A 15,453-nucleotide genomic window follows, 5' to 3' on the forward strand; every position below is an offset into this window, starting at 1 on the left:
GTCGTGCTTTATTGCGGCGGCACTACAGTCAGGCGTGTTTGGCCGGTTGGACGCGGAGTTGTTGGAAGGAGAAACCGCTTTCGTTGTGTCAGGGGAACCAGCGCCGTGTATTGGCTGTTGTGTCTGATGTATTCCCACATGGTGGGGCAGAAAGGCAGTACTGCCAGGCGACGGTAGTGGGCATAATTGAGGCAGCCACGGATCAGGGTCTGAACCAGCGGTGGCGTTTGTAGGATGCGGTTCACTTCAGTGTAAATAAAGGAGATTTCGGCGCCGTTCATCCGGTAATGGGCACTTGCGGCCACGTTCCCGGCGGAGTAAATATCGAATCGTGAAGCGGCGAAATTATTATGAACCCTGGGCATCGTTGCTCCTACGGATGAAGGGCGCGCTACGGGATTCTATTTCCTCAACGAGGGCATCGTAACGATCCCTGGCTCCTGGATCCGGAGCAACAGTATCGAGTTCCACGCACAGCTTGCTGCTCAAAGCAATCAGATGGCTGCGTGAAACGCGGGAGAGATCAGCGGTAAACAGCTGGTCTACCGTGTTGGGTACCACCCTCAGAAGGGGCCGAACCGTGTTCATACCGCAATCTTTTCTGCTGGTATCGACTGCAGGGCCGGGCAGGGCGGTAGTGCTGCCGGTGCTGAAATGCTGATAGCGTGCCCCCACCTCGAGAGTGTCGGATCCGCAGCGAATTTTCTCAAGAGATCTAGGCCAGCCTGATCAACGTGTCTGGCTTGATCGAGCACCACAATGACTCTGGGGCCTTTTATCATCGCCCCGGCGCGTCGGATGAGCGGGAAGAGCGCTGGGACTGAGCTTTCCGTCAGGCAGCCCGTGACGGCTAGGGTGGCCGAAGCTCGGTCGATATCCAATCGGATGAGAACCCGCAGTTTGTGATCCATGTGGCTTACTCCAACTTGAAGGAACGCTTTGCGGCACACTTCTTGGCCATGAGGATCTTATGGGATGTCACCGTTAAAAAACAAGCTAGATAGTCTAGTTATATTTGTTCTACTATCTATAGATGGGTTCAGAGACAAATCATCGAGTCCAGGGGTACTGGTACGGCGACCCACGGAGACAACGGGGGGTGGAGGTACTGAACGCGCTGCGGGATTATCGGACGGCCGAAACTGCGATGAGAGCACACGCCAGCACCATGATGGGCATGGGGAAAACGGATCTCGCGGCCGTTCGATGTCTCCTGCAAGCACGCCAGGATGGTCGTGACCTCAGCCCCAAAGAGTTATCGGCCAAGCTCGACATTTCCTCAGCATCTACAACGGTCCTGATCGACCGTCTGGTCAAAAGTGGCCACGCACGTCGCGAACCACATCCCACAGATGGCCGGGCACTGCTGATCCAACCCACGGAGAGTTCCGACTCCGAAGTCCGCTCCACCCTCACAGGCATGCATTCGCGGATGATAGAGGCGGCCCAATCACTGACCGAGCCCGAAGCCGATGCAGTGATCACCTTCCTGCAACGGATGCGAAGCGCCGTCGTCGAACCTTAAAGCCCGTCTCAGTCTTTCTTAGCCTTCGCCTCAGCCCGCGCGTTCCTAGCGAGGTGTTCAGCCGCGTCTTTCGTCCCAACCCGCAGGCTTTTTGGGGGCTCGCACACTTCCACGCATCCTATGCCTTGCCATTCGCCGAAGAAGCACTGCCTATGCGGCATCCCACCATTTCAAGACCCGCAGCGCATGGAGGGTGACCCATCGACTCGGGAATCCCTCGTGCTCGCCTTCCATGTCGAACAGCGTCGGCCCTTGATGAGTGTTCTCAAGCTTCCACATGCCATGCGGCAGCCGTGCGCCGCGGACGAGGTCCACCGCCCGTGCACACCGTGGGTCGCGCTGGGGCCGTGCGACTTGAAAGTAGTCGAGGGCGCGCAGGACGTCGTAATACCACCGCGTCGGAAACGACGCCATCGCGAAACGAGGGTCCACTATCGTGCCGGTCGATCGACGCACGAGCAGTTGGCGCTCTAGTAGGTACTCCTCGCCCCGGCGACGTGCGACCGCAGTGGTGTCGCTGCCCCCGGTGGCAAGTTCCCACGCGAACAGGCCCTCCAATACGCAGATCGTGGAGTGAAACGAGGAGACACTGGTGCCATCGTCATCCCAGCAGTTCCAGCCGCCGTCGGCGAGTTGGCCTCGCAAGATCGTCTGGACGATCGGGGAACCTCCTTGCTTGAAATACGCTGCATTGGCGAGTGCTCCGCCGTTGATGCACGGTTCGCCCTCACCATCGAAATGCGGTAGGTCGTCGTACTCCCAACGGACGTGCTCGCGCACCCGATCGATCGTCTATTGGACCTCGGGGGTATCCGGGTCGGCTCCGAAGACGCGTAGGAGTTCGAGGGAGGGATGCGTCGCCGTCCACGCGTCGAAGAACGGCCGCTCCTCGTCCGTCCAGCCGGGGTGGTATGTGCCACCGTCCCAGCGCCCGTCGACCACACCAGGACCCGCTTACTTCCCACCCGGTTGATCAACCCTCCGATAAAGGGTGCGGTTACTGCTATGGCCAGAGCCGTGGCAGTCAGCACGAGACGGCTCAACACCTCGGGTTGTCCGGTGCTCGCGAAGTGCGCGCTCATGGCCGGTAATGTCGGAGAAATTGTGGCACCTGCCATGACGGTTAACGTGCTGGCCAGGAGAAGGGACCAGGTCAGCGTACGAGGTGGTTCGGCGACCGTAAGAGGAGTGCTGGGTTCAGTCATACCTCGTACGCTAGAACTTCAACATTAGTTGAAGTCAAATACGATGAGGGCGGTACTCCAATGAGCGGAACACTCACCGCAAAACCCATTCTGACGGTTGGCGAGTTGGCTCAAGAAAGTGGCGTTGCGCCGTCGGCTATTCGGTTCTACGAACAACACGGCCTGATCAGCGCGACCCGCACAGCAGGTAACCAGCGCCGATTCTCGACCTTCGATGGATGTCGAATCAAAGTCATCAAGGTAGCCCAACGGGTAGGCATCTCCGTGCAAGACATCAAGGCACTCCTGGACGTGCTGCCAACAAAAACCGAACCCACCCGACACGACTGGGCGGTACTGCAACAAGCCCTCGTCCAGGAAACAAACAAGCGCGTCGCAGAACTCAATAACGTTCTCACCGACCTCGGCTCCGACGAAAAGCTCTGTGAAGTAAGCCCAATCACCATCCGATAGCTACACGACGCCAGAAATCAGCCAAAGGGAGGATTCGAGTTGACGCGGATTCAGGCAGACTGTGGGCGTGGCCATGACGAGCGCGCGTAGCCGGCCGAGCAATGGAACCTTTACAACAAAGCCACCGCGCTGGGTGCTCTGGGCAGCCCATGCCGTGCCGCTGTGTGTTCTGCCTTCGGGGCTGTGGCGACTGGCGATGAGCGTTGGGATCCCGGTGGGATTCAGCGATGCGGTATTACGCTCGGACTATGATCTACCCGGCTGGGGTGCGCTGTACCTGATCGGCCTCACCGTCGTGATTGAGTGCCTCGCACTACTCACTCTGGGCCTTGTGTACCCATGGGGGCGAGTGGTTCCACCGTGGATTCCGTTCATTGGGGGTAGTCGGGTTCCGCCGCTCACGGCCGTCATCCCGGCAGCCATCGGTGCGCTTCTCCTTACACTCATTGCCGTCAGCCAGTTGTTGGTCTGGGATCGGGTCGATACGGCGGGTCTTCCTCTCATGGGCCTGACCTACGCACCGATGCTGGTTTGGGGGCCGCTCCTCGGCGTCGTGACCGTCTCCTACTACCTGCGAAACCGCCCGTCCTAGCGGCGTAGTTAGAGTGATTAGGTGATTTGCTTTCTGTCTCCGTCGTTCAAGCCAGCCATGCCCTCTGCCTCTGAGGTCCGTGTCGTGTACTTCGCCGCGTCGTCCGGACCACCTCTGAGTGAGACCGAGGATGTCGCAGAACTGTTCGCCAACGTATACGCAACTTCGCTCAGGGACGAAGACGTTGCTGCGGCCGTGGCCTACGAGGCAGACACGCTCACCGGGTTTGCGTACGGCCATCGATGGTTGTGGGCTGAGCAGCATTACGAGTGGGCCTCCACTCTTCGATCACGACTCGGCGAAGCCGCCAAGAGATTGGACGGGGCCCAAGTGTCATCCCTCTTGGCGCGCCACCCGCGGGCGTCCGGCGCCGGCATCGGACGGGCAGTGTTGGAGTCATGGCTGGATGGCATTGGACCAGAAGCATGCTGGCTGCAGACCTCTGACCTTGACTCGCCCGCGCGACGTTTGTACCAGGCGCACGGATTCGTCGAGATTGGCCATGGCCCTGACACACCCAACGGCAAACCGGGCCTCGTCCTGTTTCGTGACGCCTCCGCCCACTGAGGAATCGTCCAGGCTGAATGGTGAACCTTGCACGTCGCTATCATGAGCAGATGAGTACAGATTCGAGTTTGCCGCTTTCTGGACGTACTGCCGTTATAACCGGCGTCAGCCGACGCAAAGGAATAGGGTTTGCCATTGCTTCTCGGATGGCAAAAATGGGTGCAAATCTTTTCCTGCATCACTACGCTCCACACGATGAAAATCAACCGTGGGGTGCTGATTCGATCGATGAATTGACCCGGGACCTAGCCGGAATGCTCGCCGATGGCGCAAGGCTTGAACATGCCGGGATAGATCTTGCCCCTGCGAGTGGCGCCGCCCGACTCATCCAGACCGCCCGGGAAGCGTTCGGTCATCTCGATGTGCTGTGCTGCAACCATGCATTGAGCGGCAGCGATGGTCGGTTGATGGAAATGACCGCTGAGAAGCTTGATGCGCATTGGCAAGTGAACTCGCGCTCAACCCTGCTGGCCACTCGATACTTCGCAGAACAGCACGACGGACGTGCCGGCGGCCGCGTCATTTGGATGACCTCTGGCCAGATCGAGGGCCCCATGTCGTCTGAGATCGCCTATGCAACATCAAAAGCAGCCTTGGCCGGAATCACAGCCTCGGTTGCCAACGACTTGATCGACCACGGAATCATTCTCAATACCGTCAACCCCGGCCCGGTCAACACCGGATACCTCGACGAGGGAACTACGGACAGACCCTCCGAAGTACTCAAATCGGTCCTGGCCCATTGCCCAACCGGCCGCTTCGGGGAACCTGATGACCCGGCGCGACTCATCGGCTGGCTCGCCAGCGACGAGGGTCGGTGGATGGTCGGACAGGTCTTGAGCACCGAAGGAGGCTTTCGTCGGTGGTAGCACTGGAAAAGACTCTCGCCCTTCTGGAGGGCCAACGAGCTCAGCAAACATCGAACCACTCGGTGTAGTCATGCAGCCTTCGCAACGAGACAAACGGATCAGGATTGGCGCCGGACTGGTCATCCGTGGCTTTGGCGGTCCTGTCGGCGTTTTTAGTTTTCGTGTCCGGCTTTGACGGTTGGTTCGATAGTCTCACGGGTGTCCTCTATGGTCTCCAGTCGCTATTCGTGCTGGGCATAGGTATTTATCTTGTCAGTGGCCGGGGTAAGGCGAGGACCATGGTGCAGGTCCCGGGCAGGTGGCAGCGAATCGGGTTGACTGCCTTTGCCATAGTTGGAACTGCACTCATAGTCTTCGGGTTCGTAGTAAACCCCGAGACCCTTGCGACGGCCGCATTGTGGCCCAACATGGTTGGGGTGTGGATTCTGTTGCAATTCAGGTCTATAGATGGACGCTTCCAGCACACAGAACAATGGACGACAACGTTGCCCCTTGACGCAGCTATGGATTCCCTCACCGACGCTTTCCGTCAGCCCGGGCTCAGAGCGAGGACGGTAGGTCAGGACGTGTGGATTGAGATCCGAAAAGAGTGGGCGGGTGGAACCTGGCTCCACGAGGATGCCGCACGACACATGAAAACGGTGCCCGGCGTCCACTTTCGGATCGATGAAATCGACGGCGGGACCCGAATCACCGCCCACAGCGGCGAGCAGACCGCGCTTGGCAAGTACGACGTATTGAAACTCTCCGACGAGATGAGCGCGTCGGCGGTAGAGCTGGCCAAGCAGGTAACCGTTTTGGCGGAGTGAAAACTTCTACCCGCTTCCCGCGTCCGCGTAGGCTGAAGCCATGGCACACAGCAATGACCCCGACGTCATCCGAAGGCTCCTGACCACACCCGGACGCTGGGCCGTCGTCGGACTCTCAGGAAATCCACGCCGAGCGGCCGTAGGCGTCTCCAAGTTCCTCATGGACGGGCTCGGGATGGAGATCATCCCGGTCAATCCCCAGGGCGACGACGTTCACGGCCAGACCGGTTATGAAAGTTTGGCGGACATCCCGGGGAGGATCGACGTCGTCGACTGTTTCGTGAATTCTCAACGCGTGGGTGCCGTGGTGGATGAGGCAATAGCCGTCGGCGCGGGGGCTGTCTGGCTGCAACTCGATGTCATCGACGAGGACGCGGCTGCCCTGGCTACTGCGGCGGGGCTCGACGTCGTCATGAACGCCTGCCCGGCCATCGAAGCCCCACGTCTGGGCCTCTAGAGTCGGTGGACGCGCAGCAGCTGAGAACACAATGCCTTGCGCTCGCCGGTGCGTTCGAGGATTTTCCCTTCGGCCCGGAAACTGCGGTGTTCAAGGTCCGGGCGGCGGACGGCAAGGCGAAAATGTTCGCCCTGTCCTCTTTGGATGAGCGGGCTCTATCCGTCAGTCTCAAGTGCGAGCCCGACCTCGCAGTGCAACTGCGGGCAGCACACCCAGAGGTCACTGGCGCCTACCATCTGAACAAGAAGCATTGGAACGGCGTGGTCTGTAACGGCGCGCTACAGGAGGGGATGATCGCGGACATGATCGAGGATTCCTACGATCTGGTGGTGGCGTCCCTGCCCCGAAGGGACCGCGAAATACTGGGATGGAAACGGCTGGCACAGGAATGAGCGGCTTCACCTACGGGGAGCGTGGACTGACCCAGGGCAGTAGTTGGCCTGACGGGTACCGTCGCCTTCACCGCCGGCTCGCCGTCGGAGAGGGGTGGGACGCCTACCGGAAGCTGGCTGATGGCATCCTCACCTGGGGCCTCCAACGCGGGGCCGGTTTGAAGGTCGACGCCGAGACGGAGCGCGCCGCCGTCGGAACCCGAGTGGTATCCAGGATAGGCGTAGGACCGCTTCATCTTGATGCGCCCTGCCGCGTGGTCTGGGTGGAGGAACCCGATGGCGAAGGGTCGCCGCAACGGGCGGGATTTGCCTACGGGACACTTGCTGGACATCCAGAACAAGGCGAGGAGGCATTCATCGCCGAGCTGACAGCGGATGGTCTGGTGTACGTTGAGATTCGTGCGTACAGCCGCCACGCCAATTGGTTCTACCGCGCAGGTGCGCCCGTGGCAGTGTTGAGTCAGTGGCTCATCACCCGCCGATACCTTGCAGCAGCGCGTCGGATCGTACAGGGCTGAGACCTCGACGGCGGTCTAAAAGGGAGCGTGCGCTACATCTTCTGGTAGCGGGAGCGGACGGCGGAGAAGAGCCCGTAGCAAATAAGGCCGATTCCCACTGCTGCCAGCAGCCACAGGCCAAAGGGCTGATCGCGCAGAGACTTCAGAGCGCCGTCGAGCCCGGAAGACTGTTCGGGGTTCTGCTTGATGGTGGCAATGACGATCAACAAGCCCAAAATCATCAACGCAGCCCCTTTCGCGGAGTACCCCACGCGCCCCAGCCAGATGATCGCCGTACCCGCTGTACCTCGCGGCACACCCTCAAGGTTGACCTCGAAGCGCTTGGCGATACCGCTGAAGAGGTGGTAGCCACCGGCAATGAGGACGCCGATGCCGACACCGACCAACAACACAGAGCCCGCCGTACTGGACATCAGGACGGAACTAGCCGAGCGCGCCGTCTGGTCGCTGTTTCCAGTGCCGCCGAACGCGTAGACGCTGAAGGTCACAGCGATAGCTGCGAAAACCACAGCCTTACTACCGGCGATGAGCTGTTTCTTGAGCCGCTTCTTCGTTTCCAGGCCCTTCCAATCGAAAATGACCTGCGCGATCAGGAACAGCGCCAGTGCAGCACAGCCAAGGAATCCGGCCCAGATAAGAAAAATCCCACCCGGGGTGCTCGCGAGTTGGCTCATGGCCCCACTCTGGTTCGCTTCTCCAGATTTACCGAGTGCAACTCGAAAGGCGATCACGCCGATGATCAAATGCAGCAGCCCCGTAGCGACATAGCCCGCCCTCGCAACAACTTCAAAGCTCTTGGAGCCTACGGCAGTTTCCGCGGCGTTACCGGTTGTATCCGCTGCCTGCTTGGCCTGTCTGGTCTTCTTGCCCACCGGTCTCCTTATGGTCGGCTTCCAATATAGCGTGGCGCCGCGGCGAGGCTGTGCCGAAAGGTCAGGGACGGTCCGTCGGTCTCCACAGGCATGAATCCGCCATTGAGTAAGACGTTCTGCGAGGCAATATTGGGTTCCTCGGTGTGGGCGGTGAGGAATTCGACGTCGGGTTCCGCGGTGGCGAAACGAACCAGGAGTCCCAGGCATTCGGTGGCGTATCCTCGCTTGCGGACGGATGGAACAATTCCGTAACCGATCTCCAGTTCACCGTCCATCACTGGCCCTTGAAACCCGGCAGTTCCCACGACCTGCCCAGTCGCACGTTCCACCGCCAGATACGCGCCATAGCGGGGGAACTCCATGTCCATGGGAACGACGCGGGCAGCATCGATGTCACCGGGCTGGGGGAAGTCATGTGCCCAATCTTCCTGCCGCTGATTGGTGGTCAACGAGGCCAGGTCCGACGTCGACAATCGCCTGAGGGCGATTTTTTCGCCGGAAAGTTCGTTGGCCGCTGCTGCCGGCTCCATGATGGTCATAACGACTATTATCGCGGTACGGCCGGGGATCGAAGGTCAGGCTCGCAGGTCAACGCGATTCAGTTACGGGGCAGGAAGATCATCTGGGCCGCACGTCTCGGAGCGGACGGGGACGCGGATGGAGACTTCTGAGGAGTTGCGGTCACTGGCGCTGAACTTTGCACCCCTTGCATCTTCGGCATGCGAGGAACGTACGGGCCCGGTCTGTTCGACGTCGGTCAGGTCCCCGAATTCGTGCTCGTTCAGCGCAGCCTGAAGGGCTTCCATCGAGGCTTCCTTGTTGTCCAGGAAAAGGTTGAGATCAATGGTTCTCGTGGGAAGGAACAGCACACATTCGCCGTCGTCCTGCAGCGAAAGTCTGGGGCCTACGTCGGCACCACCCATGGTGGCGTCTGGGTAGGCGTTCCCGAGTGAATCCTCAACGGCATCGAGAGCAGGGACGTAAAGGTCGATGCTTTCAGCTGGTGAGAGCAGAGACTTCGGCTCTGTAACGCCCGATTGGCAGCCTGTCACGGCGAGTGCGGCGATAGCCAGCACCACGGGTAAACGCTTCATCCAGTTACTCCCAGCTCGATTGACACCGGCTACAGCTTACCGAGGATCCTCTGCGGAGTTATGGGCAGTGCTCCCCATCGCGCCCGTTCTCGGGCAGCCGTAGTGTTGAGCAATCGTCAAGAATATGAGGGGAGCGCACCATGGGTGAAATGCTCGGGGCCAACCCGGACCAGCTCCGAAGACTGGCCAAAGCTATGGGTGATGGGGCCGAGCAGCTGAGGTCGGTCACCATGACTCTGCAGAGTGTCGTCCAGGACGTACCCTGGGCCGGCGGTGATGCCAGCTCTTTGCGCGCCAGCTGGAAGTCCGCCCATGCCCCAAAACTGCTCAAGGCCCAGGCTTTGCTCAGTGAGAACGCTCAGTTGCTGCTCCGCCAGTCTGATGAGCAGGAGCGCGCGAGCACGTCGTCGAGTGGTGGAATCAGTGTCAGTGGTGGCAAAGATCTGCCCGGCAACCCGGATGCCGACTTTGACCACCAACCCTTTGGCGACATTTCAGAAGATTCGGGGGATATGGAATCCTCAGATATCTATCAGGGGCAGCTTGGCGACTGCTGGTTCCTGGCCGGATTGGGCGCCGTGGCATCCCAGGACCCAGAGTTCCTGGCCGAGCACATCACCCGCAACGACGACGGCACCTACACCGTGCAGTTCTATAAAGGCGGTGAACCCGTGGATATCACGGTTGAGGCCACCCGAGTTGAGGAATTTGCCCGCGGAGACAATGGAGTTGCCAACTACGCCACTGTGTATGAAAAGGCCGCTGCGGAGTTCTTTGGCGGCTCATACTCTGACATCGATGGTGACGATCCAGCCAAAGCGATCGAGGCCATCACAGGTCAGAACACGCGCACTGAAGGCGAGCTCAATTTCGACGATATCGAGGATCGGATGGCCGACGGGCCGGTTGTCGCCGCCACTGAACAGGGCGAAGACGGCGGTTGGTACGACTTCTGGACGGACACGGTCGATGAGAAGCAGATCGTTGGCAATCACGCATACATTGTGGAGGAGATCGCGGAGCGAGACGGCGAACGCATGATTCATCTGCGCAACCCCTGGGGACCCGACGGCGGTACGGCCTCTGATGGCGAGCAAAAAGTCGGCGATATCTGGCTGACCGAGCAGGAGTACCGAGAGAACTTTGCGAACATCAGCTCGGTCGACAAGTAGGGGTGGCGGCAATGAGTGAAACCGTTGAGTTGAAGCAGGGTTCGCAGCTGCGGGCCGGGAACGTCCTGATCGGGGCCATTCGGGTCGGTGAGCCCGGTGGTGTGCCCACGGTCCGCTTGGCATTGAGGGACGAGACAACGCAGGTTGTGGACCTCCAGATCGGCGAGTCCGCGCCCTTGGATGGCGAACGTAGCGTGACGCTCGTGGACGTCATTCGGCCGGACAAGTTGACCGGCGAAGGCCACGGTGCCGCCGTTCTCGAGCTGGACGACTAGCTGCCCTGCCCCGCCCCGCCCCGCCCTCTACCCGACCTGCGCCCCCACCCCCAATCGACTCTGCATTAGATGCTCTTCTCACGCCGTGAGAACCTCATCTAGTGCAGAGTCGATGGTGTCCTGTGGATAACTCAGGATCCCTGATGCGGAAATTAGCCATACTCTCCCTACGCGCTATCCGGAACCGTTACCCGCTGCACTGACCACTGGTTCGTTCACCGTGTCCGAGTCAGACGCTTTCGACGTCAGCCGCAGCCGTCTTCGCAGCTCCGGCCTTCTCTATGTGGCCCGCGGAATTAGAGCTGCCAGCGGTAACGAGCTACAGCACGACGACGACGGCCCGGCCCCCCGGGTTCCGCAAGAGAGTGCAGGGGTTGCCTCAGCACACGTTGGAGCATTCACGCGGGTTACGAGCCACAGCGCAGCATCGCACCGTACCGCTGGCGCAGTCTGGGGACTGTTCCACTACACATGTCAGGGAGAGCAAGCCATGATTCACATTTCCAGACCCGAAGGAAAATCGGCACCGAGGCGCACGAAAGTCATCGGTCACTGCAGCAAACTGTACGACGACGAAATCACCACTGTTGACGGCATCCGGGTGACCACTCGCGAGCGAACATGGCTGGACCTTGCGGAAATGCTGAGTGTCGATGAACTGGTGGTGGTCGTGGACCAGTTGATCCGCGTTCCCCGCCTCATTTATGAGGGCCGCTATGATCCGTACTGCACCAAGGCGGACCTTCAGGCCATGATCGATCGCCATCCCGGGAAGCGGGGTATCCGCACGGCCCGGGCCTCTCTGGAGTTGGGCCGCGTGGGTTCCGACTCTCCACCGGAAACCATGCTTCGTCTGGCGTTGGACCGGGCTGGCCTCCCGACGCCGCAGCTGAATGTCGCCATTGTTGATCCGAGTAGTATCAAGCATCACGAACCGGATATTTCCTACGCCGATTATCTAGTCTGCGTTGAATATGAAGGGGCGGGACATAACGAGGAACGACAGGTGGACAGGGACATCGGCCGTGAAGAACGTTGCCGCGACCTGGGGTGGACGGAGGTCCGGATCTCCAAGCGACACATGGCCAACGATGCCCGAGCGGCTGTGATCAAGGTCCGCGACGCACTGATAGCAAACGGCTGGCGACCTTAACGCAATCGACTCTGCAGTAGATGAGGTTCTCGCGGAGCGAGAAGAGCATCTACTGCAGAGTCGATGAGGAATTTAGCCGAAGTACTTGGGCAGCGTCCCCTCGTGTGCTTCGCGCAGCTCGTCCAACGGCAGGGAGAAATGACCCTGAACATCCAGGGCGTCGTTTGTCGTGTCCACAACTCCTACCCGAATGAACGGGAAGCGACGGGCCGTACACATGTCCTTGAACCGGACCTCTTCCGAGCGAGGGACGCCCACGACCGCCCGAGCCTGTGATTCGCTGAAGAGCGCGGTGAAAGCATCGACGCCATCGCGCTCACACAGTTCGTCAATGCCGATTCGAGCCCCGACACCGAACCGCAGAGCGGACTCCGACAGGGCAGCAGCAAGGCCGCCCTCCGAGAGGTCGTGTGCGGAGTCGATCATGCCGTCGCGCGAGGAATTGATGAGGATCGCAGCAAGAGTCTGCTCTGCGTCCAGATCCACGATGGGCGGCTGTCCACCGAGGTGACCGCGCAGGTTGGCCCACTCGGAGCCGTCCAGTTCCTCGCGGGTGGTGCCCAGCAGATAGATGGCCTGTCCGTCTTCACGCCAGCCCGACGGCGTGCGCCGGGTAACGTCGTCGAACACGCCGAGCACGCCGACGACGGGAGTGGGATGGATGCCGACCCCGCCGGTCTGGTTGTACAGGGAGACGTTGCCGCCGGTGACGGGCACGCCGAGCTCCTGACAGGCATCGGCCAGACCGCGAACGGTCTCGGCGAACTGCCACATGATCTCGGGGTCTTCGGGCGAACCGAAGTTGAGGCAGTCCGTCACCGCGAGCGGTTTGGCGCCGGACGTTGCCACATTTCGGTAGGCCTCGGCGAGGGCCGCCCGTGCACCCTCGTAGGGGTTCAGGTAGGAGTAGCGGGCGTTGCAGTCCGTGGAAATGGCTATGCCGAGCCCGGTTTCTTCGTCGACGCGCACCACACCGGCGTCGTCGGGCATGGCCATGGCCGTGTTGCCCTGCACGTAGCGGTCATACTGGCGGGTGATCCAGTCCTTGGAACACATGTTGGGTGAGGCCATGAGCTCCAGGACAGCAGCCCGCAGTTCGTCGCTGGTGGCCGGGCGGTCGCCGTCGAACGTGTGGAGTTGAAGGGCGTCCAACCATTCGGGACGGTGATACGGCCGCTCGTAAACGGGGCCGTCGTGGGCAACGGTCCGTGGGTTGACGTCGACGATGGTTTCGCCTGCCCAGTCGATGATGAGGCGTCCGGTGCCGGTCACTTCGCCGAGCCAGGAGTATTCGACGTTCCACTTGTCCATGATCGATTCGAACGCGGCCATATTCTCCGGTGTGACGACCGCCATCATGCGTTCCTGCGATTCGGACATGAGGATCTCGCCGGGAGTGAGTGAAGGGTCACGCAGGAGCACATTGGTCAGTTCAACGTGCATACCGCCGTCGCCGTTGGAAGCGAGTTCCGAGGTGGCGCAGGAAATGCCGGCCGCGCCAAGGTCCTGGATGCCTTCCACCACGGAGGCTTTGAAGAGCTCCAGGCAGCACTCGATGAGAACCTTCTCGGCGAATGGATCGCCCACCTGAACGGCTGGCCGCTTGGAGGGCTTGGTGTCATCGAAGCTCTCTGAAGCCAGTACCGATGCTCCGCCGATACCGTCTCCGCCAGTGCGGGCGCCGAAGAGCACTACCTTGTTTCCGGCACCCGAGGCGTTGGCCAACCGGATGTCCTCGTGGCGGAGCACGCCCACAGCCAGCGCGTTGACCAGTGGGTTGCCCTGATAAACGGAGTCGAAGACCACTTCGCCGCCGATGTTGGGTAGGCCCAGGGAGTTGCCGTAGCCGCCGATGCCCGCAACCACGCCGTGTACTACGCGTGCGGTGTCCGGATGGTCGATCGCGCCAAAGCGCAGCGGGTCCATGACTGCGACAGGGCGGGCGCCCATGGAAATGATGTCGCGGACAATACCGCCGACGCCGGTGGCGGCGCCCTGGTAAGGCTCCACCATGGAGGGATGGTTGTGGGATTCGACCTTGAAGGTCACGGCCCAGCCGTCGCCAATATCCACGACTCCGGCATTCTCGCCAATACCGACGAGGAGGTGTTCCTTCATCTTTTCGGTGACTTTGTCGCCGAACTGGCCAAGGTGAACTTTGGAGGACTTGTAGGAGCAGTGCTCGGACCACATGACCGAGTACATGGCGAGTTCCGCTGCAGTGGGCCGACGACCGAGAATTTCATTGATCCGGGCAAACTCGTTGTCCTTCAACCCGAGCTCGGCCCAGGGCAGTTCCGTTTCCGGAGTCCCTGCCGCGTGGTCCACGGTGTCGATATTGAACTGCTGTCCGGTTGCTTCCGAGCTCACGCCTTGGACCCCACAATCGTCTTCAGTACAGAGGTAAAAATAGCCAGTCCGTCTAGTCCGCCGCGGAGTTCCACGGGGCCCGTCGCTGATGTGTCGGGGCCGAATCCGGCTTCGACGGCGTGCTCGGGGTGCGGCATGAGGCCGACGACGTTGCCGGCGGAATTGCTGATTCCGGCGATGTCTCGGCGCGATCCGTTGGGATTGTGGTCTACGTAGCGGAACACGACGCGGCCCTCGCCTTCGAGCTCGTCGAGGGTTTTCTCGTCGGCGACGTACTGGCCCTCCTGGTTTTTGAGGGGGACCACGAGCTCGGCGCCGGCTTCGAAGCTGGACGTCCACGCCGTGGTGTTGTTCTCCACGCGCAGCCGCTGGTCGCGGCACATGAACTGGAGGTGATCATTCTTGATCATGGAACCGGGCAGTAGATGTGCTTCGGTGAGGATCTGAAACCCGTTGCAGATGCCAAGGACCGGCATCTTTGCGTCCGAGTTCGCGGCGTCGATGATCCTGTCCATCAGGGGGGAGAAACGGGAGATTGCTCCTGCACGGAGATAGTCGCCGTAGGAAAAACCGCCGGGGATGATGACGGCGTCGACGTCGTAGAGTTTCGAGTCCGCATGCCAGAGCGGGACTGCGGTTCCGCCGGAAAGACGGACGGCGCGGGCGGCATCCCGATCATCGAGCGATCCCGGGAAGGTGACAATCCCAACGCGGGCGTCCGTGAGGTCTTGTCCTGCGTCATTTGCGGTGTAGCTGCCGATCAGGGGTGTTTCCGTGTTCACTCGACGTCACCTGCCGCGGCGTCAACGATCCACTCCACTCGAGTGACGTCTTCGATGACCGGGTTGGACAGAAGGGTGGTTGCTGCGGTCCGTGCTTTATCCAATGCCTCTTGGGTGGCTTCGCCATCGACGGTCAGCTCAAAGCGTTTGCCCTGGCGGACCTCAACGAAGCCGTATAGGCCTAGACGAGGCAGCGCTCCGGCAATGGCTTTTCCCTGGGGATCGAGGATTTCGGGTTTGGGCATGACGTCGACGACGATCCGGGGCATTTAGGGCAACTCCTGTAACTGAAGTGGTTCTCGACCGATTAAATGCGGTAGCCCGGGGAAATGCCGTCTCACGCTGGAA

22 protein-coding genes are annotated in these 15,453 nt (G+C 60.6%); 12 read left to right on the top strand and 10 right to left on the bottom strand.

Going from position 1 to position 15,453, the window contains the following annotated elements:
* Positions 1-8 precede the first annotated feature (8 nt).
* From JOE65_RS15600 to JOE65_RS03140, 3 genes are read right to left on the bottom strand one after another with little or no spacing between them, the layout of a single operon-like run.
* Positions 9-365 carry a GNAT family N-acetyltransferase gene (locus JOE65_RS15600; protein WP_205161864.1) on the bottom strand — a complete coding sequence of 119 codons (357 nt, stop codon included), beginning with the start codon at positions 363-365 and terminating at the stop codon, positions 9-11.
* A complete protein-coding gene (locus JOE65_RS03135; protein ID WP_205161865.1) occupies positions 349-588 on the bottom strand; it encodes a hypothetical protein in 240 nt (79 codons plus the stop codon). The genes JOE65_RS15600 and JOE65_RS03135 overlap by 17 nt, the downstream gene beginning before the upstream one ends.
* Entirely contained in the window at positions 585-911 is a 327-nt protein-coding gene (locus JOE65_RS03140; protein ID WP_205161866.1) for a hypothetical protein, read from the bottom strand. The genes JOE65_RS03135 and JOE65_RS03140 overlap by 4 nt, the downstream gene beginning before the upstream one ends.
* 122 nt (positions 912-1,033) lie before the next feature.
* On the opposite strand from JOE65_RS03140, the gene JOE65_RS03145 reads away from it, so the two are divergent.
* The gene (locus JOE65_RS03145; RefSeq protein WP_205161867.1) at positions 1,034-1,525 is read left to right on the top strand and encodes a MarR family winged helix-turn-helix transcriptional regulator; all 492 of its coding nucleotides are present in this window, start codon (positions 1,034-1,036) and stop codon (positions 1,523-1,525) included.
* Positions 1,526-1,675: 150 nt separating this feature from the next.
* Here the strand turns inward: JOE65_RS03145 and JOE65_RS03150 are convergent, their stop codons facing one another.
* Positions 1,676-2,305, bottom strand: coding sequence for a hypothetical protein (locus JOE65_RS03150; RefSeq protein ID WP_205161868.1), 630 nt, complete (start codon positions 2,303-2,305; stop codon positions 1,676-1,678).
* 485 nt (positions 2,306-2,790) lie between these two features.
* Here JOE65_RS03150 and JOE65_RS03155 point away from each other — a divergent pair, with 485 nt between their 5' ends.
* The 8 genes from JOE65_RS03155 (at position 2,791) to JOE65_RS03190 (ending at position 7,387) form a co-directional block, all read left to right on the top strand.
* Entirely contained in the window at positions 2,791-3,183 is a 393-nt protein-coding gene (locus JOE65_RS03155) for a MerR family DNA-binding transcriptional regulator (protein ID WP_205161869.1), read from the top strand.
* Positions 3,184-3,250: 67 nt separating this feature from the next.
* The gene (locus tag JOE65_RS03160) at positions 3,251-3,775 is read left to right on the top strand and encodes a hypothetical protein (protein ID WP_205161870.1); all 525 of its coding nucleotides are present in this window, start codon (positions 3,251-3,253) and stop codon (positions 3,773-3,775) included.
* Between the two features lie 21 nt (positions 3,776-3,796).
* Positions 3,797-4,342, top strand: a complete 546-nt coding sequence (locus JOE65_RS03165; protein WP_205161871.1) for a GNAT family N-acetyltransferase — start codon at positions 3,797-3,799, stop codon at positions 4,340-4,342.
* A gap of 50 nt (positions 4,343-4,392) precedes the next feature.
* A complete protein-coding gene (locus JOE65_RS03170; RefSeq protein ID WP_205161872.1) occupies positions 4,393-5,211 on the top strand; it encodes an SDR family oxidoreductase in 819 nt (272 codons plus the stop codon).
* Positions 5,212-5,372: 161 nt separating this feature from the next.
* Positions 5,373-6,020 (top strand): hypothetical protein, encoded by a 648-nt coding sequence (locus tag JOE65_RS03175; RefSeq protein WP_205161873.1) that lies wholly within the window; start codon positions 5,373-5,375, stop codon positions 6,018-6,020.
* A 40-nt stretch (positions 6,021-6,060) separates the two neighbouring features.
* Positions 6,061-6,477, top strand: coding sequence for a CoA-binding protein (locus JOE65_RS03180; protein ID WP_205161874.1), 417 nt, complete (start codon positions 6,061-6,063; stop codon positions 6,475-6,477).
* A gap of 5 nt (positions 6,478-6,482) precedes the next feature.
* The gene (locus JOE65_RS03185) at positions 6,483-6,869 is read left to right on the top strand and encodes an MmcQ/YjbR family DNA-binding protein (RefSeq protein WP_205161875.1); all 387 of its coding nucleotides are present in this window, start codon (positions 6,483-6,485) and stop codon (positions 6,867-6,869) included.
* Positions 6,866-7,387, top strand: a complete 522-nt coding sequence (locus JOE65_RS03190; RefSeq protein WP_239536600.1) for a DUF1990 family protein — start codon at positions 6,866-6,868, stop codon at positions 7,385-7,387. The genes JOE65_RS03185 and JOE65_RS03190 overlap by 4 nt, the downstream gene beginning before the upstream one ends.
* 32 nt (positions 7,388-7,419) lie before the next feature.
* Here the strand turns inward: JOE65_RS03190 and JOE65_RS03195 are convergent, their stop codons facing one another.
* The 3 genes from JOE65_RS03195 to JOE65_RS03205 form a co-directional block, all read right to left on the bottom strand.
* Entirely contained in the window at positions 7,420-8,259 is an 840-nt protein-coding gene (locus JOE65_RS03195; protein WP_205161877.1) for a DUF1206 domain-containing protein, read from the bottom strand.
* A gap of 8 nt (positions 8,260-8,267) precedes the next feature.
* Positions 8,268-8,798, bottom strand: coding sequence for a GNAT family N-acetyltransferase (locus JOE65_RS03200; RefSeq protein ID WP_205161878.1), 531 nt, complete (start codon positions 8,796-8,798; stop codon positions 8,268-8,270).
* 63 nt (positions 8,799-8,861) lie between these two features.
* A complete protein-coding gene (locus JOE65_RS03205) occupies positions 8,862-9,353 on the bottom strand; it encodes a hypothetical protein (protein ID WP_205161879.1) in 492 nt (163 codons plus the stop codon).
* A 140-nt stretch (positions 9,354-9,493) separates the two neighbouring features.
* Here JOE65_RS03205 and JOE65_RS03210 point away from each other — a divergent pair, with 140 nt between their 5' ends.
* The 3 genes from JOE65_RS03210 (at position 9,494) to JOE65_RS03220 (ending at position 11,953) form a co-directional block, all read left to right on the top strand.
* Positions 9,494-10,525: a C2 family cysteine protease gene (locus JOE65_RS03210; protein ID WP_205161880.1), complete on the top strand. Its 1,032-nt coding sequence runs from the start codon at positions 9,494-9,496 to the stop codon at positions 10,523-10,525.
* Between the two features lie 11 nt (positions 10,526-10,536).
* Positions 10,537-10,800, top strand: a complete 264-nt coding sequence (locus JOE65_RS03215; RefSeq protein ID WP_205161881.1) for a hypothetical protein — start codon at positions 10,537-10,539, stop codon at positions 10,798-10,800.
* Positions 10,801-11,020: 220 nt separating this feature from the next.
* Entirely contained in the window at positions 11,021-11,953 is a 933-nt protein-coding gene (locus JOE65_RS03220; RefSeq protein ID WP_239536601.1) for a hypothetical protein, read from the top strand.
* Between the two features lie 72 nt (positions 11,954-12,025).
* Here JOE65_RS03220 and purL read toward each other — a convergent pair whose 3' ends face one another.
* From purL to purS, 3 genes are read right to left on the bottom strand one after another with little or no spacing between them, the layout of a single operon-like run.
* Complete coding sequence (gene purL, locus JOE65_RS03225) at positions 12,026-14,323, bottom strand: phosphoribosylformylglycinamidine synthase subunit PurL (RefSeq protein WP_205161882.1); 2,298 nt, start codon at positions 14,321-14,323, stop codon at positions 12,026-12,028.
* A complete protein-coding gene (gene purQ, locus JOE65_RS03230; protein WP_205161883.1) occupies positions 14,320-15,105 on the bottom strand; it encodes a phosphoribosylformylglycinamidine synthase subunit PurQ in 786 nt (261 codons plus the stop codon). The genes purL and purQ overlap by 4 nt, the downstream gene beginning before the upstream one ends.
* The gene (gene purS / locus JOE65_RS03235; RefSeq protein WP_205161884.1) at positions 15,102-15,374 is read right to left on the bottom strand and encodes a phosphoribosylformylglycinamidine synthase subunit PurS; all 273 of its coding nucleotides are present in this window, start codon (positions 15,372-15,374) and stop codon (positions 15,102-15,104) included. The genes purQ and purS overlap by 4 nt, the downstream gene beginning before the upstream one ends.
* Positions 15,375-15,453: the final 79 nt, after the last annotated feature.

This window comes from Arthrobacter roseus (genome assembly GCF_016907875.1).
Taxonomy (GTDB): Bacteria; Actinomycetota; Actinomycetes; order Actinomycetales; family Micrococcaceae; genus Arthrobacter_J; species Arthrobacter_J roseus.